The organism is Lentzea aerocolonigenes, assembly GCF_000974445.1.
Taxonomy (GTDB): domain Bacteria; phylum Actinomycetota; class Actinomycetes; order Mycobacteriales; family Pseudonocardiaceae; genus Lentzea; species Lentzea aerocolonigenes.
Window position 1 is genome coordinate 95,324 of the sequence record NZ_BBOJ01000017.1, and the last position, 17,285, is coordinate 112,608.

Sequence of the window (17,285 nt, forward strand, 5' to 3'; positions counted from 1 at the left end):
CACGCGATATCGTACGCGGCCGCGAGACGCGCAAGCAAACCAGCCCCCATGTGAAGGAGCAGTGTGTCCAACCAGCACGCGAGTGCCGAACAGGCGCTCGGCACGGCCGGCATCGTCAAGCGCGGGGCGGACGCCGCCGAGTCACGCCTGGCGAACCGCATCTGGTGGGACGCGGACGCGGACGACTACCACGACACGCACGGCGACTTCCTGGGTGCGGCGGACTTCGTCTGGTGCCCGGAGGGCCTGCGCGAGGAGGAGGTCGCGTTCCTCGGTGACGTCGCAGGTCAGAGCGTTCTCGAGGTCGGCTGCGGCAGTGCCCCGTGCGCGCGCTGGCTCAAGGCCAACGGCGCCGTGGTCACGGCTCTCGACATCTCCGCGGGCATGCTGCGGCACGCGCGCGAGAACAACGAGAAGACCGGCATCCACGTCCCGCTCGTGCAGGCCAGCGCCGACCAGCTGCCGTTCGGGACGGGCACCTTCGACGCCGCCTGCTCGGCGTTCGGCGCCGTCCCGTTCGTGGCGGACGTCCAGGAGGTCTTCGCCGAGGTCGCCCGCGTGCTCAAGCCCGGCGCGAGGTGGGTGTTCGCGGTCAACCACCCGATGCGGTGGATCTTCCCGGACGACCCGGGCCCGCTCGGCCTCACGGTCACCCAGTCGTACTTCGACCGGACTCCTTACGTGGAGGTCGACGAGGAGGGCCGCGCCACCTACGTCGAGCACCACCGCACGCTCGGCGACTACGTCAGGGCGCTCACGAACACCGGTTTCGTCGTCGAGGACCTGGTCGAGCCCGAGTGGCCGGAGGGGCACACCCGCATCTGGGGCCAGTGGAGTCCGCTGCGCGGCAAGCTCTTCCCCGGCACCGCGATCTTCCGCACGCGCCTGACGTCGTAGTCTTCCCGTTCATGACCTCGGCACGCGGGCTGGTGGCGGCCCAGTCAGCGCGTTTCGCGTCGCTGGACCCGTTGCTCCCGCCCGCCGCCGATCCACCGGCGGACGGCCACGTCATCACGGCCGCGCTCGCGGACGGCACGCGCGTGGCCGGCGTCGTCAGCCACCAGTGCTTCGAACCCCACTCGACGGCGAGGCTGTGGTCGGCGGCCGAGGTGTGGGAGTTGATGCCTCTCGTGGGCACCGCTCAAGGCATGGACGCGCTCCTCACGCGGTGGCGTCAGCTTCTCGACACACAAGAGATAGGTGAGGACACGGCGTGCGTCGTGCACTGGCCGAGCCGTGACACGAGGGCCGCACGCGCGTTTCTCGACCACGGCCTGGTGCCGCTGTCCGTGCTCGGCATCAGGCTGCGCACGCCACAACAACAACTCCCCCGCACGCTCACGATCCGCCGTGCGACCCCGCACGACCTGGAGTCGGTGCTGGAGCTGTCGCTGGCGGAGCTGGAGTACTCGTCGTTCGTCGGCTCCACGATCGTGCGCCCGGAGGCTGCGGCCCTCAAACGACGTGCACTCGCCGACCGCCTGGCCAAGGCGAGCCCGATCTGGCTCGCCGAACGCGACGGCATCGCGGTGGCACTGGCCGAGTGCGCCATCGTGTCGTCGGAACCGGGCACGAGCGCGGCGGCGAGGCTGCCGCGCGGCCGCTGGGGCTATGTGAACTGCGTCTCCGTGCTGCCCGGAGCCCGCGGCACGGGCATCGGTCAGCAGCTCGTCGCCCACGCCCACCAGGAACTCCACCGGATGGGCACGGTCGGCACGTACCTCTACTACAACCCGCCGAACCCGCTGAGCTCGGTGTTCTGGCCCCGTCAGGGCTACCGGCCGTTGTGGACCGTGTGGGAAGTACGCCCCGCCTCCGCCCTTAGGTGACCTATGTCCGAGTTGCCAGCGAACCAAGACTGCGCGAGAATTTGTACTGACCGGTCAGTTTAAACGGAAGGTAAAGCCGTGGAGATCCGCGCAGAACGCGCAGGCGTCAACGGGGCACATGGTCCTCTGCTCCGGCCGACCTCGCTGGTCGTGAAGCCGGGCGAGCTGACGCTGGTCGCGGGCGAGCCCGGCACCGGTCACACGGCGCTCGGCCTGCTGCTCTCCGGCCGCATGAAGCCCTCCACGGGCTCGGTGTCACCGGACGCGAAGACGCTGCGAAAGCAGGTCGTGCTCGTCGACGCCCCCGAGGTGAACGAGCCGGAGTACGCGCTCAGCCTGGCCGCCGTCGTCGGTGAGGAACTCGCGATGAACGGCAAGTCCTCCGGCAAGAAGGCGGTGCACGACTGGTTGGTGGAGCACGCCGCCGATGAGCACGCCTCCAAGCGTTTCGAGCACGTGCCGCCGCAGACGCGTTGTGCCGTGATGCTCGAACTGGCCTCCGCACGTCCCGGCGTCACGACGCTCGTCCTCGACTGCCCGGACCGCTACCACCCCAACCCGCGCGAGTGGTTCGCCCTGGCGAACGACTACGTGACCCCCGAACGGTCCGTGGTCGTCCTGTGCTCGAACTCCTCCGCTCACATCCTCGACATCCCGCACGCGCGCCTTGGTGAGGACAACAACACCAAGATGGAGATCACCGCATGAGCGCCCTTCGCATGGCCTTCAACGAACTTCGCCGGATCACCTCCGGCACGCTGCCCAAGCTCGCCGTCGTGGCGCTGGCGCTCGTACCCCTGCTGTACGCGTCGCTCTACCTGTACGCGAACAAGGACCCGTACGCGAACCTCAACCAGGTGCCCGCCGCGCTGGTCGTGAAGGACAAGGGCGCCAAGGACCTCAACGCCGGCAAGGAGGTCGCGGACGAGCTGCTCAACGGCAAGAAGTTCAACTGGCACGTCGTGGACAACCCCGCCGACGCCGACGAGGGCGTCCGCAAGGGCACGTACATCTTCGCGCTGACGCTGCCGGAGGACTTCTCCGAAGCGCTCACGTCCGCGGAGCAGAACAAGCCGCGCCAGGGCGTGCTGACGCTGACGACCAACGACGCCAACAACTACCTGGGCAGCACGATCGCGAACCAGGTCGTCTCCGAGGTGCGCCGCGCGGTCACCGCGAAGGTCTCCGCCGGGGCCGCCGACAAGCTGCTGCTCGGCTTCTCCACGATCCGCCAGGAGACGACCAAGGCCGCCGACGGCGCCACGCAGCTCGCGGACGGCAACGCCCAGCTGCGCGACAAGCTGGGCGAGCTCGACAAGGGCGTCCAGGAGCTCTACACCGGGTCGGTGACGGCCGCGAACGGCGCCGCGCAGCTGCGTGACGGCCTGCACGAGCTGCGTTCGCAGACCGCGCCGCTGCCCGACGGCGCGAAGAAGATCGCCGACGGCGCCCGCCAGGTCGCGAACGGCAACGAGACCGCCGCGCGCCAGGCGGAGGAGTACGCGCAGAAGGCCCAGGCCCTCGTCGGTGTGCTCGACCAGGCCAACGGCGACATCGCCACCCGCCTGCGCACGCTTGGCTTCACCGAGGACCAGGTGCAGCGCGTGATGTCCACGATCGGCCAGGTCCGCAAGCCCGTCGACGACGCCAACGGCAAGGTCCAGGGCGCCGCGGGTGACCTGCGCAAGCTCGCGAACGGCGCGGACCAGGTGGCCGACGGCGCCGAGCAGCTGTCGTCGAAGATGCCCGGCATGGTCGCCGGCATCGGCAAGCTCGACGACGGCGCGACGAAGCTCGCCGACGGCAACGCCCAGCTCCGCGACGGTCTGAAGAAGGCCTCGGACGGCACGCCCCAGCTCCGCGACGGCGCGGCCAAGCTCGCCGACGGCTCCGCGCAGCTGCGCGACGGCCTGACCGGTGGCGTGAACAAGATCCCGAACGCGGACGACCCGACGCGCGCCGCGATCGCGCAGGCCATCGGCGACCCCGTGGCGGTGAAGGGCCTGTCCCAGACGAAGGCCGCCACGTACGGCGCCGGCCTGGCCCCGTTCTTCCTCGGCCTGGCGACGTGGATCGGCGCGTTCGTGCTCTTCCTGCTGCTGCGCCCGCTCTCACGCCGTGCGCTGGCCGCTGGTCAGTCGGCGTTGCGTGTCGCGTTGGGCGGCTGGCTGCCGGGTGCGCTGCTCGGCATCGTGCAGGTGCTCGTGATGTTCTCGGTCGTACGGTTCGTGGTCGACATCGTGCCGTCGAACCCCTTCGGCACGTTCGCGTTCCTCGTGCTGATGTCACTGACGTTCGTGGCGATCCTGCACGCGCTGAACGCCGCCTTCGGTGCCGTCGGCAAGTTCCTCGGCCTGATCCTGCTGATCCTTCAGCTGGTCAGCGCGGGTGGCACGTTCCCGTGGCAGACGATCCCCGTGCCGCTGTACCCGCTGCACTACGGCCTGCCGATGGGCTATGCGGTCGACGGCCTGCGCCACCTCATGTACGGAGGGGACCTGGGCAGCGTGGGTCACGACGCTTTGATCCTTCTCGCCTGGCTGGTCGGAGCCCTAGCCTTGTCGTCCGTGACGGCCTACAGGCAGCGGGTGTGGACGGCGTCGAAGCTGAAGCCGGAGCTCGTGCTGTGAGCGCGAGAACGACGGCGACCAAGCAGAAGCTCTTCGACGCGGCGTTGAAGCTGGTCGGCGAACGGGGCGCGGCCTCGGTGACGGTCGACGAGATCGCCGCGGAGGCCGGGGTCGCCAAGGGCACGATCTACTACAACTTCGCCTCGAAGGACGCGCTGGTCGAGGCCCTGCTGCGGCACGGGGTGGAGATCCTCGCGGGCCGGCTGCGGTCCGCGGAGGGTTCGGAGGACTCGCTGGAGGCGCTGGTCGACGAGATGCTCGGCTTCTGGGCCGAGTACCCGGCGTTCGGCCAGCTCCTGGTTTCCGAGCTGTGGCGCACCCCCGGCCAGTGGCACGGCACTCTCTCGTTGCTGCGCGACGACATCGTGTCGATCGTGCGCGGTCACATGAAGCGCCTGTCCGACGCGGGCCGCCTCCCGGAAGGGGTGGAGGTCGGCACCGCGTCGGCGGCGTTGTTCGGCACGCTGCTCGTGATCGCGCTGGACTGGCAGGTGTTCCAGCCGGAGCGGTCACGCGCGGAGGTGCGCGATTCGGTCATGCACCTGGTACGTGGACTTGGACCGGCCCGCTGAACTCCTGCGGCCTGGTCACGTCCTGGAGGTCGGTCAGCCTCTTGATCAGCACGACGGCCAGTGCGGCGGCGACGATCGTGACGACCGCCGTCACCCACGTCCAGGCGGCGACGGTGGCCATGTCCGTGTCGCGCAGCCAGAGCCGGGTGACCGCCCTGTCGCCCCACGACATCAGCAGGAAAGCGGTCCACCAGACGGCGAGGAAGCCGTTCTTGTCGCGTGCCTGGAGCGGCCGGTCCTGCTGGGCGGGGTCGAAGGAGCGCCAGACGTCCTGCACGATCTGGAACGGGAACCAGAGCGCGACGATCGGCGTGATCCACGACCCGATGGCCCAGCCACGGCCGCGCCGGTGCTCCGAGGCGTAGGTGACGCGCTCGGCGTTGCGGCGTGACCGGTAGATCCACACGATGAACGTCACGCCCGCAGCGATCGTCACGAGCACGCCCGGGATGCTGACCGCCAGGTTGAGGTTGTTGGCGGCTTCCAGGTCGTCCATCGTGCCGATGCCGTCGATCTGGTCCTGCACGACTTTCACGAACTTCTGCGTGGTGATCGCGTCCGCGACGGCGTGGACGGCGGTGAGTCCGATGAGGACGGAAGCGGCGATGCCGATGCCGCGCACCGGTCTGAACGGTTCGGTGATCATGATTCCCCCACGGGCACGAGTTCCTGCATCTCAACGACCTGCTTGATCATCCGGGCGGCGAGCACACCGGCACCGGCCAGTCCCAGAGCGGACACCGTGTACAGCAACGCCATGTCGTCCACGGCGCTGCGGCCCGCCCCCACGCCGAGCGCGTTCGAGCCGATGAAGGTGATCCACCAGGCGGTGACCAGGCGGCTCTGCGGTCGCTTCTGGAGGCCGACCATCGGCTGCGTGCGGTCCGACCCCCGCCAGATGTCCTGCATCACCGCGTACGGGATGAACAGGTTCGCGAAGGGGACGATCCATCCCACCACCACCCACATGTTCGTGTAGCGGTGCTGATGCTTGGACGTGATGGCGTCGGCGTTGAGGCGGGCCTGGCGCATCCAGGCGATGAACAGCACCCCCGCCACGACCTGCACGGCCAGCGCGACCAGGTCTGCGGCCAGGCTCGACGCCACGTCCACGGACGTCCACAGCAGCCCGGCCGTGAAGACCCGCGTCGCCGCCGCGAACGCGATCGTCACCGTCGCCGCCGTGCCGATTCCGCGCACGGGTCTGACAACCTCTGAACTCAAGAGAATTCCCCCAGGTGAAAGCGCACGTCCCCCGACGTCGGCGCGGAGCGTACATGCTCAACGCCCGATCGAGCGATGTGTTTGGTCGTGCGGGGCGAAAACACCGCCGGTACGAACGAAGACATGCCGAAACCGCTCAGCATCCTCGTCGCTCTGCTCGCCTGCACCGCGCTCACGGCGCCTCCGGCCCTGGCCGAGCCCGTGACCGCCACCGCCGACTTCCAGGAGGGCCTGTTCTCCCCCGTCGACGGCGTCCTCGACTTCGCGGAGACGACCGACGGCATCAAGGTCACCGGCAAGTTCCAGAAGGGCTTCTCCTCCGACCGGCCTGCCGACTACCAGCTCCAGGTCCTCGACAACGCGGTCGTGATCGTGGACTTCAGCAAGGACTTCCAGGAGGTCGCCGAGATCAAGACCTCGGAGGTCGCGGCGTTCGAGTTCACCACCAAGACCAAGCAGAAGATCGCCGACATCCGCAACGAGGACGTCGTGGTCCGCCAGCTCGTCGACGTGGCGGCCGGCATCAAGGTCCAGGCGGAGATCGGCCGGGCGAAGATCGTCAAATGACGCTCAGCGGGCGTCCTCGTGGTGCAGCGAGGGCGCCCGCCCGTTCAACGCCCGTTCCACGGCGTCCAGCACCGCACGGCTCGTGCGCTGCATCGCGTCGTGTGCGAAGTGACCGAGCAACACTTGCTGCGTCGGGTTCGGCAGGACCGGGTCCGGTACCGGCGCGCACGTGTGCACCTCCACCACCGGTGCACCTTCTGCCAGAAGGTGCTGAACGGCCCGAAGCACTCCCACGCGGTAACTGCTGTGCACCCACGCCACCAGCAGGTTCACCTCACGGCCCTGCAGCTCGTCCTGGACCTCCGCCGCGAGCTCGTGCGGCTTCGTCCAGTCGGCTCTGATCCACGTCGGCCGGTGCCCGTGCGAGATCGACGCGCGCGCGGCACGTCCAGGACCGTCGTCGGCCATCAGCGGTTGGGTCCGCGACGGCAGCACGACCTGCCACCCGCGTTCCACGAGCTGCCGCGCACATCCGGCCAGCATTCCGGTCCCGCCGAGCACCAGTGCCGTTCTCACCGCGCACGCTCCTGTCCGACCGAGGCCAGCGGGCCTGCCAGCCACCGCTCCACCTGCCCCTGCCCGCACAGCCGCACGACCACGACCTCGTCGACCAGGGCGAGCACCCTGGCCCGGTTGCGCCGGTAGGTCTTCCAGCCCCATCGCAGGATGTGCTCGGAGTCCGTGAACACCGACCACAGCGACGGTTCCTGGTTACCGTTCCACAACTCCACCCCGCGTGCCCGGCGCCGGACGGTGCGGCCGACCAGCCGGCCCATCACCGTGGGGAACGGATGATCGAGCCACACGACCGTGTCCGCCCGCGCCAGCAACGCGCGCCGCACCTCGTTGTACTGCCACTCGGTGACCCACCCGTCCTGCCGCGCGAAGGCCGCGACCTCCTCGCGGAACTCCGGCCGGGGCGTCCACCGCGGACCCCAGTAGAGGCTGTCGAGCTCGACCCGCCGCAGGTCGCATTGCTGGGCGATGCGCAGGCAGAGCGTCGACTTGCCGGATCCGGTGTTGCCGGCGACGAGGATGCGCCGGGGCACGTGCGGCAGCGGATCAGCTGGTCCGAGCAACGGCATCGGCCCAGGCTAGTGGCTTGGCGCGGAACGTCGCCGGGCGAATTCGCGGCCCCTGCTGAGCGTGAATCACCCAGCCGACGTTCCGGGTCGAAACCAAAAGACCACCAAACGACCGCAGGGCCCCCGGAACACCGGAGGCCCTGCGGTTCGGAACAACGTCAGAGAGCGGTGACGTTCGTCGCCTGCGGGCCCTTCTGGCCCTGCGTGATGTCGAACGAGACGCGCTGGTTCTCCTCGAGGCTGCGGTAGCCGCCGCCGTTGAGGGCCGAGTAGTGGACGAAGACGTCAGCGCCGCCGTCCTCGGGGGCGATGAAGCCGAAGCCCTTTTCGGCGTTGAACCACTTGACGGTGCCGTTAGCCATGTACTGCTCCTTCAATGCTGAAGAGCGGACCGCACTGTGCGGACGCTCCAGTGGTTGGTCTTGAGCAGGCAACCCAACCGTGAAGAAGGAGAAGCGAACACAGAACTGCAACCAATGGCGCAGTCTACCCCACGGCTCACCGGTACTTGCGCTGCGGCGCCGCGAACCGCTGTTGCATGAGCGACACCCGGAAGACCAGGAAGCACGCGAGCCCGGCCGCCACGATCGCGCACACCGTCGACAGTGTCGAAAACACCACGTAGGCGGGGGTGTCGAGCAGCAACGACTCGAGCACGTCGCACGCCACCATCGCGAGGAACGCGTACTGCCACGGCTTGATCAACGGGCTGGCCACGCGCTGCTCGAACGGCACCTCGCGCTGCGCCGGGTCGCTCGCCTTCCACACCTGCGACATCATCCGCACGCCGTGCAGCGCGATCGCCTCGGCGTTGTGGGTGGCGAAGCGGAACCACAGCAGGAACGCCACGGCCGCGGGCGCGATCAGCACGATGGCGAGGAAGCTCCACGACGACGACCCGCCCCGCCAGTCGTTGACCGTGCCCCAGACGGACTCGGCGGCGACCAGGGCGATCAGGCCCATGCTCACGTAGCCGGTCAGCCGGACGTCCCTCAGGTCGATGTAGGTGTCCAACGCAACAACCCCCGAACACAGCGGACTCGGCGGGAGACTACCGCCCGAAACCGCAGCCCAGCTCGCTGAACGTCGCCATCTTCTCCGCCGCACGCACGACGACCTCGTCGACGCCGTCGAGCACCACCCTGTCGCCGACGCGGCGGGCGGGCAGCAGCGGCACGGCCGTCTTGCCGCACTGCTGGACGACTGACGTGAACGCTCGTGCGGCGGCCAGCGGTGCCACGAGGGGCTCGCCGGTCTGCCGGTGCCGGATCAGGTTTTCCAGGAGGTCGACGGACGGTGGCACGGCCATGGTGTGGTCGTTGACCTTCAGACGGTCGTCGTCGTACCACCACACGGCCTGCCCCAACGATCCATGGACCAGGACGATCGGTGGCAACGATGTCGTCGCACAGAGCGTCGTCGCGACTACGACCGGTGGCGCGCCTTCAGCCGTGACACGCACACAGGCCGTGTCGTCCGCACTGATCGTGTCGCGGCATCGGAACAGCTCCAGCTCGACGCCGATGTCCGATCGTTCTTCCACGTCAGCGAGCAAGAGTGCGTTCTGCAGAGCATGCGCGAACGGATTGACGAGCGTTCCGTCCTCCCCCTGCCGTCCAGCCCATTCCGCGCGTTCGTAGTACGAGTCCGTGCGCACCCAACGGCCAGCGGCGCCGATACCCGAGATGTCACCCAACGCGCCGGAGCCGATCAACGAGCAGAGGCGCCGGTACGACCCCTTCCCCTGCGACTGAAACCCGACCTGGCAGACCAGCCCGCGCTTCTCCGCCGCGGCGGAGATCTCCTCGAAGTCGGCCGTCGACAGCAGCGCCGGCTTCTCGACCAGCACGTCACAGCCCAGGTCGAACGCGCCGAGCACGAGCTCCCGGTGCGTCGAGGGCGGTGAGGAGATCACCACGACCTCCGGGTGCAGCTCGGCGGCCAGCGACGGCAGGTCGGGGTACGACGGCACCGGCACGTCGACGTCCGCCACGTCGACCACGCCGACGAAGGTCGCCACACCGTCGTGGCCGAGCCGGAGCAGGTTGTCCACGTGCCGCGCCCCATGCCCGCGAGCCCCGACCAGCGCAACACGCATCGTCCTCACCCTTCTCGGGTGCCCTCCGCCGCCAGCGCCAGCGGTCCGGCGATCACCAGCACCAGCGGAGGCAGGGCCCACACCAGCACAGCGGCGACCACCAACGCGGCCATCAGCATCGGCCGAGGTGCTTCGAATTTCAATGCGCCACGCGAAGTGCGACCTGGTTGCGCCAGCATCGAGGCACCGATTGCCGCCGAAGCGGTCAGTACCGCCACCCGAACGGGCAACGGCGCCGGGAGCACCGTCACGACCACTACGACATCGATCACCAACGCGACCCACGCCAGCCCGAAAACCACTCCCGGCACCCACCGCACGCGCAGCACCGACCAGAACCGCCCCACCGGGAGCTCGCACCGCACCACCTCGCGCGCCGCGCCGAACGCCGAGAACGCGGTCACCACCGGCAGTGAGGCCACGAACACGAACAACCCGAGCAGCAAGGTGTCGGCCAGCACCTCGACCCGGCTCATCCCTTCAGCCCCGTCGTGGCCACCCCGGCGACCAGGAACCGCTGGAACGCCAGGAAGAACAGTCCGATCGGCACCAGCGACAGCACCGACATCGCGAACATGGGCCCGTACGAGGACGACGACGTCTGGTCGATGAACAGCCGCAGCCCCATCGGGATCGTGTAGTTCTCCGTCGAGGACAGGTAGATGAGCTGCGAGAAGAAGTCGTTCCAGGTCCAGATGAACGTGAAGATCGCGGTCGTCACCATCGCCGGTCGCGACAGGGGCAGCACCACGTACCAGTAGTTGCGCACCGGTCCACAGCCATCGATCTTCGCGGCGTCGTCCAGCTCGTGCGGGATACCGCGCATGAACTGCACCATGAGGAACACGAAGAACGCGTCGGTGGCCAGCAGCTTCGGCAGGATCAACGGCACGAACGTGTCGACCATCCCCAGCTGCTGGAACACGACGTACTGCGGGATGAGCGTGACGTGCGCGGGGAGCATGATCGTGACCAGCGCGAACGCGAACAGGGGGCCGCTGAGCCGGAACCGCAGCCGTGCGAACGCGTACGCCGCCAACGAGCACGACACGACGTTGCCGACCACCGCACCGGTCGCGACGATCGTCGAGTTGCCCAGGAACGTCCAGAACGACTCACCGCCAGCGCCCTCCAACGCGCGCGCATAGCCGTCAGTCGTCACACGGCCTGGGAACAGCGCACGCAGGTTCGACACCAGATCCTCGACCGGCGTCAGCGAGGCCGAGACCAGCCAGACGATCGGGTACAGCACCAACGCCAGTGCGGCCAGGCACAGCACGAAAACCGCGGCGCGCTTCACCGCCCGTCTCCGTAGAACACCCAGTACCGGGAGGTGCGGAACAGCACCGCGGTGATCAGCGCGATCGCCACCAGCAGCACCCAGGCCATGGCGGAGGCGTAACCCATGCGGAACTCCGTGAACCCGCGTTCGTACAGGTAGAGCGTGTAGAACAACGTCGAGTCGGCCGGCCCGCCCCGCCCTCCGCTCACCACGAACGCCTGCGTGAACGCCTGGAACGCGTGGATCGTCTCCAGCACCACGTTGAAGAACAACACCGGCGACAACATCGGCAACGTGATCGACCACAACCGGCGCCACCACCCCGCGCCGTCGACCGCGGCCGCGTCGAGCAGGTCGCGCGGGATCTGCTGCAACCCGGCCAGGAAGATCACCATCGGGGCGCCGAACTGCCACGCGGCCAACAGCACGATGGTGACCAGCGCGTGGTCCGGCGTGTCGACCCAGGTGTCGAAGATCGCCCGCCACGCCAGCGCCAGCCCGACCGACGCCCCCAGCAGCGAGGGCGCGTAGAAGGCCGAGCGGAAGAACGCCTGTCCCTTGCCGCGCAACGAGTTCAGCAGCAACGCGACGGCGAGGGCCAGCACCAGCTTCAACGGCACCGACCACGCGACGTACCTCAGCGTCACGCCGACCGAGTGCAGGTAGCGAGGGTCGTCACCGAACAGCCTGGCGTAGTTGTCGAGGCCGACCCACTTCGGTTCGTTGAACAGGTCGTAGTCGGTGAACGACAGGTAGAGCGAGACGACCATCGGCGCGACGGTGAGACCGATGGCGCCGAGCAACCACGGTCCCAAGAACAGGTACGGCACTACTTCAGCGCTTCTTCCGCGTCACGCCAGAACTCGTCCAACGCCTGGTCAATCGTCTTCTTCCCGAAGACGACCTCTTCGTGCTTGCGCTGCATCAGCTTGTAGATGGCGCCGTCGCCCTTCGGCGGTGCGGCCGGTGCGTCACCCAGCTTCGCGTCGACCGACTTCTCGTACTCGAAGACGACCTTGTTGGCGCCGCTGAGGTTCTGCGCCACGGCCTCGCGGATCTTCAGGTTCGCGGGCAGGCCGCGGTTCGCGCCGAGGATCTTGCCCGCGTCCGGGTCGTTGAGCAGGAAGTCGATGAGCTTGACCGCCGCGTACTTGTTCTTGGTGCGGGCGGACGCGCTGATGAGCTGCGACGGTTTGCGGTACGAGCCCAGCGTTTCCTTGTTGTCGCTGGGGTACGGCCCGAGCTTGAGCTCGTCCGGCCGCACCGCGTTGTAGCCGCTGTAAAGGCTGTCGTAGCTGTGTTCGGACGCGGAGAGCTTCTTGCCCAGCGGGGTCTGCTCGGCGCCGGCGTTCAGCGTGGTCACCAGTTCGGCGGGCGTGGTGGCGCCCGCGTCGCGGAAGTCCTTGGACAGCTGCCAGAACGCCTTGAGGTCGTCCTTGGTGTAGCCGAGCTTCCCGTTGTCGTAGAGGGCTTTGCCGCGCTGCCGCAGCCAGGTCTCGAAGACGTCCTCGGTGCCGCCGAAGTCCGTCGAGCCCGCGATCTTGCCACCGGTGCTCGCCTGGATCTTCCCCGCGATCTCCCGGTAGTCCGCCCAGGTCCAGCCGATCTTCGGTTCCGCGACACCGGCGGCGGCGAAGAGCTTCGGGTCGTAGACGATGGTGGTGGCGTTCTGCGCCAACGGCAACGCGACCTGCTTGCCGTTGAGCTTGCCGCTGCCGACGAAGCCCTGGTTCCAGTCCGCGGTGCGGATCTGCTTGCCGACGTACGGGGTGAGGTCGAGCAGCACGTTGCGGCCCGCGTACTCGTTGAGGTACCGGTAGTCCATCTGGATCACGTCCGGCGCGTTGCCGCCCGCGATCTCGGTGGAGAGCTTCTCGAAGTAGTTCTGGAAGTTCTGGAACGACGTCGAGACCTTCACGTCCGGGTTGCGGCTCTCGAACAGCCGCACGGCCTCGTTGGTCACCTTGGCGCGGTCGTCGTTGCCCCACCAGATGAAGCGGATCTCGGCCCGGTCGCTACCGCTTCCCGAACCGCACGCGCTCGCCGCCAGCACCGTGCACAGCATGAAGCCCACAGTCTTGTGCGCTTTCACGGACTTCCTCTCTCATCGCAGATCGATCACGTCGACGACGTGGACCGGTTCCCCGGTCTCGAAGCTGCGGTTGGCGGCGAAACCGGTCAGCAGCGAAAGGGTGCCGTCGTAGTGCGTTGCCTTGCGTCCCAACGGGTCTTCCTGCCCGGGCGGTCCGTACAGCGCGTCGACCATGCGAAGGTCAGCGCCGCCGTGGCCGTCCCGGTCGTACTCCAGCGGGATGTCCTCCCGTTCCTCGAACAGCCGGTGCACGGAGAGCTTCGCCCACCCCTGCTCGGGGTTGGCGCTGACGCCGTGCACGGCCGGGTTCTGGCTCGACACCCAGGAGTTCTCGACGACTTCGAGTTCGAGGCGTCCCTTGCTGCCGTTGACCATCAGCCGGTAGCCCTCCCACGGCGAGTAGGCCGTGAGGTGGTACGTCAGGTTCGCGCCGCTGGCGTAGCGGACGAGGACCGACATGTCGTCCTCAATGGACACGCCGGGTTCGAACGGATTCTGGTCGCGGCGGTAGCCGTCCTCGTGCCGTGCGTCGAGGTACAGCTTCTTCAGCCAGTCGTTCTGCTTCAGGTCGATGGCGAACCTGTCGTCGTGCGTGTACCCGTGACGTTCGCCGTTTTCGTCTCCGTAGAAGAACAACCGGCCGTGCGCGTACACCGTCTCGGGAACGCTGCCCACCCACCAGTTGAGCAGGTCGAAGTGGTGCGTCGCCTTGTGCACCATGAGTCCGCCGGAGTTGGCCTTGTCGCGGTGCCAGCGCCGGAAGTAGTCGGCGCCGTGCCTGGTGTCGAGCAACCACTCGAAGTGCACGGACCCGATCTCACCGACAGCGCCTTCCGCAAGCAGCGCGCGCACCTTCTCGTGGATCGGGTTGTAGCGGTAGTTGAACGTCACGGTGACGTTGCCGTCGTTGCGGTGCACGGCATCCAGGATCTTGCGCGCCGACGGCACGTCAGTGGTCATCGGCTTCTCGGTCACGACGTCACGTCCGGCGTCCAACGCCTCGACGATGTACGTGTCGTGATACCGGTCGACGGTGGTCACGACGACGACGTCGACCCGTTGCTCGTCGAGCATCTTGAGGAAGTCCGCCGCGTCGTACGCGGGGACCGGCTCGACCCCCAGATCGGCGAGCCGGTCGTTGTGGACGTTCATCCGGGTGCGGTTCACGTCGGCGAACGCGACGAGCTCACAGGTGGCCGCGTGCTCGACGGCGATCGCGTGGACGTGCCGCTCGGCCCGCGCCCCCGTGCCGACCACCGCGTAGCGCCTGCGAGCCATCCGCGCCTCCCTGCAAACGTTTTCTCCACGCTAGCCGCAGCGGCCCTGACCTCGTCAAGAGGTGAAGAAAACCTTTTCGAGCGTTTCATGGACGTGAACGGCAGGATGGCTCCATGCCGACTCCGACCCCTGTGGTGCTCGACTGCGACCCCGGCCACGACGACGCGATCGCCATCCTGCTCGCGGCCGGGTCACCGGAGATCGACCTGCGCGCGATCACCACCGTCGCCGCGAACCAGACGCTCGACAAGGTCACCCTGAACGCCCGGCGGATCTGCTCGGCCGCCGGAATTCCGGTGCCGATCGCCCGCGGTTGCGCACAGCCGTTGGTGCGCCCGTTGTACGTGGCGGAGGACATCCACGGTGCGTCCGGAATGGACGGTCCGTCGTTCGGCTCGATCTCCGTCGACGTGGTGGAAGATCACGCGATCGACGTGATGCACGCGAACATGCCGTGCACGTTGGTCGCGACGGGCGCGCTGACGAACGTGGCGATGTACCTGCAGCGCTACGGAACCACCGCGGTGCGCGAGATCGTGCTGATGGGCGGGTCGACCGAGCGCGGCAACACCACGCCGTACGCGGAGTTCAACATCTACGTCGACCCGGAGGCCGCCGCGATCGTCTTCGCCAGCGGCGTGCCGGTCACGATGATCGGACTCAACGTCACGCACCGGGCGCTGGTGACACCCGCTGTCGTGGCGCGCCTGAACGCGCTGGGCCCGCTCGGCCGGACGTGCGGGGAACTGATGACGTTCTTCGCGGCCACCTACCGCGAGGTGTTCGGGTTCGATGCACCGCCGTTGCACGACCCGGTGGCGGTCGCTCGGGTGATCGACCCGTCGCTGGTGACGTGCGTCGAGGCGTTCGTGGGGATCGAGACGACCGGGACGTTCACACGCGGCGCGACGGTGGTGGATCTGCAAGGGCGGCTGGGCCGGACGCCGAACGCGCGGGTGGCGGTGGATCTGGACGTGGACGGGTTCTTCGACCTGGTGATCGATGCTGTGGCCCGGCTCACGTAACGCCGTCGACCGGGTGGCGATGACAGACCCGAGAGAGTAGCCACTTGGGGGAACCACCATGACCGACGTTGCCGAGCCTCAGCCTGCCCAGATTCAGCCTGCGGGCGAGATCACCACGCCTGAGGCCGTGACGCCGAAGCCGAAGAAGACCGCTGTTGTCCTGCTCGCGGTGCTCGTCGTGCTGCTGCTGGGCGCGGCCGGCGCGTTCGGCGCGCTCTACGTCTCGGAGAGGAACCGCGCCGCCGACCTGTCGAAGCAGACTGCCGACCTGTCCAAGCAGCTGGAGGAGAAGCAGCGCTCCCTCACGGCTCAGACCATTCTGTCGCAGTCGAACCTCGAAGAGATGCGCAAGTCAGACGCCATTGCCGCGGAAGCGTCGAAATGCCGCGAAGCCGCGCGTGCGGTGACCGAGGCTGGGTTGAACGGCGACCAGAACAAGATCTCGGCCGCCCTGCTCAACATGATGTCCAAGTGCTGATCTGACACACGGAAAAGGCCGTGGCTCGGGAGCCGCGGCCTCTGGGCACACCCTTGCAGGCTGGTTACTCGTTCAGGACACAGTCCGGTCGCTGAACAGCGCCCACTGGCTCCAGCCCGCCTTCTCCTTGTAGAACCGGCGGATCAGCTTGCCGTCGTCGGTGCGGGCGAACACCTCGATGTGATGCACGCGAACATGCCGTGCACGTTGGTCGCGACGGGCGCGCTGACGAACGTGGCGCTGTACCTGCAGCGCTACGGAACCTCCGCGGTGCGCGAGATCGTGCTGATGGGCGGGTCGACCGAGCGCGGCAAGACCACGCCGTACGCGGAGTTCGACATCTACGTCGGCCCGGAGGCCGCCGCGATCGTCTTCGCCAGCGGCGCGACAGTGGTGGATCTGCACGGACGGCTGGGCCGGACGCCGAACGCGCGGGTGGCGGTGGATCTGGACGTGGACCGGTTCTTCGACCTGGTCGTGGACGCGGTGGGCCGCCTCACGTAACGGCTTCGACGCTGCGGCGATGACAGATCCAAGGGGCACTTTCTTGGGGGGAACCATGACCAACCCTGTTTTCGACCCGCAGCAGCCCGCGAACACCTCGGCGCAGCCGGAGATCCCGCCGGCCGGGCCGGAGTTCGAGGTCTACACGCCTCCGGTCTTCACGCCTCCGGAGCAGCCCGCAATGGTCGCGCCGGTTCCACCGAAGCCGAAGCGGACCGGCATCATCGTGCTCTCGATCTTCATGGTGCTGCTGTTCGGCACAGCGGCCACGTTCGGTGCGCTCTTCTTCGTGGAGAAGAAGCACACCGCCGACCTGTCCACGCAGATCGAGGGCAAGGACCGGGAGATCACCGATCTCACCCGGAAGGCCAAGGAGAGCAAGGAAGACGCCGTCCGGGCCGCTGACCTGCAGAAGCAGGCCGAGACCGCGCAGAAGAAGGCCGAGGCGGACGCGGCGACGTCGCAGCAGTGCCGTGACGCGGCACGGGCGTTGAGGGCGGCCGCCATCGCGAACGACCAGGGCAAGGGCGAAACCGCGGCGAGGGACGTCTTCACCCACTGCTGATCCCGCGAAACGAAAAGGGGCCGCGGCGTTTGCCACGGCCCCTTTCTCACGATCAG

The 17,285-nt window shown here is 68.1% G+C and carries 22 protein-coding genes; 10 read left to right on the plus strand and 12 right to left on the minus strand.

Going from position 1 to position 17,285, the window contains the following annotated elements; genetic code table 11:
* Positions 1-63: 63 nt before the first annotated feature.
* The 5 genes from AOM45_RS30780 to AOM45_RS30800 all read left to right on the plus strand — a co-directional run bounded on the left by AOM45_RS30780 (position 64) and on the right by AOM45_RS30800 (position 5,031).
* A complete protein-coding gene (locus AOM45_RS30780) occupies positions 64-897 on the plus strand; it encodes a class I SAM-dependent methyltransferase (RefSeq protein WP_030466566.1) in 834 nt (277 codons plus the stop codon).
* Between the two features lie 11 nt (positions 898-908).
* On the plus strand, positions 909-1,829 hold the full coding sequence (locus tag AOM45_RS30785) for a GNAT family N-acetyltransferase (protein ID WP_030466567.1): 921 nt from the start codon (positions 909-911) through the stop codon (positions 1,827-1,829).
* Between the two features lie 78 nt (positions 1,830-1,907).
* Positions 1,908-2,537 (plus strand): ATP-binding cassette domain-containing protein, encoded by a 630-nt coding sequence (locus AOM45_RS30790; protein ID WP_030466568.1) that lies wholly within the window; start codon positions 1,908-1,910, stop codon positions 2,535-2,537.
* A complete protein-coding gene (locus tag AOM45_RS30795; protein ID WP_030466569.1) occupies positions 2,534-4,459 on the plus strand; it encodes a YhgE/Pip domain-containing protein in 1,926 nt (641 codons plus the stop codon). The genes AOM45_RS30790 and AOM45_RS30795 overlap by 4 nt, the downstream gene beginning before the upstream one ends.
* On the plus strand, positions 4,456-5,031 hold the full coding sequence (locus tag AOM45_RS30800) for a TetR/AcrR family transcriptional regulator (protein ID WP_030466570.1): 576 nt from the start codon (positions 4,456-4,458) through the stop codon (positions 5,029-5,031). Before AOM45_RS30795 ends, AOM45_RS30800 begins: the two co-directional genes overlap by 4 nt.
* Here the strand turns inward: AOM45_RS30800 and AOM45_RS30805 are convergent.
* Complete coding sequence (locus AOM45_RS30805; RefSeq protein WP_051782999.1) at positions 4,994-5,677, minus strand: DUF4328 domain-containing protein; 684 nt, start codon at positions 5,675-5,677, stop codon at positions 4,994-4,996. The genes AOM45_RS30800 and AOM45_RS30805 overlap by 38 nt on opposite strands.
* Entirely contained in the window at positions 5,674-6,255 is a 582-nt protein-coding gene (locus AOM45_RS30810; protein WP_162185626.1) for a DUF4328 domain-containing protein, read from the minus strand. The genes AOM45_RS30805 and AOM45_RS30810 overlap by 4 nt, the downstream gene beginning before the upstream one ends.
* A 123-nt stretch (positions 6,256-6,378) precedes the next feature.
* Here AOM45_RS30810 and AOM45_RS30815 point away from each other — a divergent pair, with 123 nt between their 5' ends.
* Entirely contained in the window at positions 6,379-6,822 is a 444-nt protein-coding gene (locus AOM45_RS30815) for a hypothetical protein (RefSeq protein ID WP_156093699.1), read from the plus strand.
* A 3-nt stretch (positions 6,823-6,825) separates the two neighbouring features.
* Here the strand turns inward: AOM45_RS30815 and AOM45_RS30820 are convergent, their stop codons facing one another.
* From AOM45_RS30820 to AOM45_RS30865, 10 genes are all read right to left on the minus strand, one after another.
* Positions 6,826-7,338, minus strand: a complete 513-nt coding sequence (locus tag AOM45_RS30820) for a Rossmann-fold NAD(P)-binding domain-containing protein (protein WP_051783000.1) — start codon at positions 7,336-7,338, stop codon at positions 6,826-6,828.
* Entirely contained in the window at positions 7,335-7,907 is a 573-nt protein-coding gene (locus tag AOM45_RS30825) for a P-loop NTPase family protein (protein ID WP_030466575.1), read from the minus strand. The genes AOM45_RS30820 and AOM45_RS30825 overlap by 4 nt, the downstream gene beginning before the upstream one ends.
* Before the next feature lie 158 nt (positions 7,908-8,065).
* On the minus strand, positions 8,066-8,269 hold the full coding sequence (locus AOM45_RS30830; RefSeq protein ID WP_030466576.1) for a cold-shock protein: 204 nt from the start codon (positions 8,267-8,269) through the stop codon (positions 8,066-8,068).
* A 136-nt stretch (positions 8,270-8,405) separates the two neighbouring features.
* The gene (locus AOM45_RS30835) at positions 8,406-8,921 is read right to left on the minus strand and encodes a hypothetical protein (protein ID WP_030466577.1); all 516 of its coding nucleotides are present in this window, start codon (positions 8,919-8,921) and stop codon (positions 8,406-8,408) included.
* Between the two features lie 37 nt (positions 8,922-8,958).
* Positions 8,959-10,005 carry a Gfo/Idh/MocA family protein gene (locus AOM45_RS30840; RefSeq protein WP_035909638.1) on the minus strand — a complete coding sequence of 349 codons (1,047 nt, stop codon included), beginning with the start codon at positions 10,003-10,005 and terminating at the stop codon, positions 8,959-8,961.
* A gap of 5 nt (positions 10,006-10,010) precedes the next feature.
* A complete protein-coding gene (locus tag AOM45_RS30845; protein ID WP_030466579.1) occupies positions 10,011-10,481 on the minus strand; it encodes a hypothetical protein in 471 nt (156 codons plus the stop codon).
* Complete coding sequence (locus AOM45_RS30850) at positions 10,478-11,305, minus strand: carbohydrate ABC transporter permease (RefSeq protein WP_156093700.1); 828 nt, start codon at positions 11,303-11,305, stop codon at positions 10,478-10,480. The genes AOM45_RS30845 and AOM45_RS30850 overlap by 4 nt, the downstream gene beginning before the upstream one ends.
* Entirely contained in the window at positions 11,302-12,117 is an 816-nt protein-coding gene (locus AOM45_RS30855) for a carbohydrate ABC transporter permease (RefSeq protein ID WP_063756991.1), read from the minus strand. Before AOM45_RS30855 ends, AOM45_RS30850 begins: the two co-directional genes overlap by 4 nt.
* Positions 12,117-13,379 (minus strand): ABC transporter substrate-binding protein, encoded by a 1,263-nt coding sequence (locus tag AOM45_RS30860; RefSeq protein WP_035909640.1) that lies wholly within the window; start codon positions 13,377-13,379, stop codon positions 12,117-12,119. The genes AOM45_RS30855 and AOM45_RS30860 overlap by 1 nt, the downstream gene beginning before the upstream one ends.
* Before the next feature lie 12 nt (positions 13,380-13,391).
* On the minus strand, positions 13,392-14,657 hold the full coding sequence (locus tag AOM45_RS30865; protein WP_030466583.1) for a Gfo/Idh/MocA family protein: 1,266 nt from the start codon (positions 14,655-14,657) through the stop codon (positions 13,392-13,394).
* Positions 14,658-14,770: 113 nt separating this feature from the next.
* On the opposite strand from AOM45_RS30865, the gene AOM45_RS30870 reads away from it, so the two are divergent.
* From AOM45_RS30870 to AOM45_RS30885, 4 genes are all read left to right on the plus strand, one after another.
* Positions 14,771-15,682: a nucleoside hydrolase gene (locus AOM45_RS30870; protein WP_030466584.1), complete on the plus strand. Its 912-nt coding sequence runs from the start codon at positions 14,771-14,773 to the stop codon at positions 15,680-15,682.
* A 58-nt stretch (positions 15,683-15,740) separates the two neighbouring features.
* Positions 15,741-16,160: a hypothetical protein gene (locus AOM45_RS30875; RefSeq protein ID WP_030466585.1), complete on the plus strand. Its 420-nt coding sequence runs from the start codon at positions 15,741-15,743 to the stop codon at positions 16,158-16,160.
* A gap of 183 nt (positions 16,161-16,343) precedes the next feature.
* Positions 16,344-16,664 (plus strand): nucleoside hydrolase, encoded by a 321-nt coding sequence (locus AOM45_RS30880; protein ID WP_030466586.1) that lies wholly within the window; start codon positions 16,344-16,346, stop codon positions 16,662-16,664.
* Positions 16,665-16,719: 55 nt separating this feature from the next.
* Positions 16,720-17,229 carry a hypothetical protein gene (locus AOM45_RS30885; protein ID WP_030466587.1) on the plus strand — a complete coding sequence of 170 codons (510 nt, stop codon included), beginning with the start codon at positions 16,720-16,722 and terminating at the stop codon, positions 17,227-17,229.
* Positions 17,230-17,285: the final 56 nt, after the last annotated feature.

Excerpts from the sequence above, each read along its gene's own strand:
- AOM45_RS30785 (WP_030466567.1), top strand. The coding sequence starts at position 909 with ATGACCTCGGCACGCGGGCTGGTGGCGGCCCAGTCAGCGCGTTTCGCG.
- AOM45_RS30795 (WP_030466569.1), top strand. The coding sequence starts at position 2,534 with ATGAGCGCCCTTCGCATGGCCTTCAACGAACTTCGCCGGATCACCTCC.
- AOM45_RS30805 (WP_051782999.1), bottom strand. The coding sequence starts at position 5,677 with ATGATCACCGAACCGTTCAGACCGGTGCGCGGCATCGGCATCGCCGCT.
- AOM45_RS30815 (WP_156093699.1), top strand. The coding sequence starts at position 6,379 with ATGCCGAAACCGCTCAGCATCCTCGTCGCTCTGCTCGCCTGCACCGCG.
- AOM45_RS30825 (WP_030466575.1), bottom strand. The coding sequence starts at position 7,907 with ATGCCGTTGCTCGGACCAGCTGATCCGCTGCCGCACGTGCCCCGGCGC.
- AOM45_RS30830 (WP_030466576.1), bottom strand. The coding sequence starts at position 8,269 with ATGGCTAACGGCACCGTCAAGTGGTTCAACGCCGAAAAGGGCTTCGGC.
- AOM45_RS30840 (WP_035909638.1), bottom strand. The coding sequence starts at position 10,005 with ATGCGTGTTGCGCTGGTCGGGGCTCGCGGGCATGGGGCGCGGCACGTG.
- AOM45_RS30845 (WP_030466579.1), bottom strand. The coding sequence starts at position 10,481 with ATGAGCCGGGTCGAGGTGCTGGCCGACACCTTGCTGCTCGGGTTGTTC.
- AOM45_RS30865 (WP_030466583.1), bottom strand. The coding sequence starts at position 14,657 with ATGGCTCGCAGGCGCTACGCGGTGGTCGGCACGGGGGCGCGGGCCGAG.
- AOM45_RS30870 (WP_030466584.1), top strand. The coding sequence starts at position 14,771 with ATGCCGACTCCGACCCCTGTGGTGCTCGACTGCGACCCCGGCCACGAC.
- AOM45_RS30875 (WP_030466585.1), top strand. The coding sequence starts at position 15,741 with ATGACCGACGTTGCCGAGCCTCAGCCTGCCCAGATTCAGCCTGCGGGC.
- AOM45_RS30880 (WP_030466586.1), top strand. The coding sequence starts at position 16,344 with ATGCACGCGAACATGCCGTGCACGTTGGTCGCGACGGGCGCGCTGACG.
- AOM45_RS30885 (WP_030466587.1), top strand. The coding sequence starts at position 16,720 with ATGACCAACCCTGTTTTCGACCCGCAGCAGCCCGCGAACACCTCGGCG.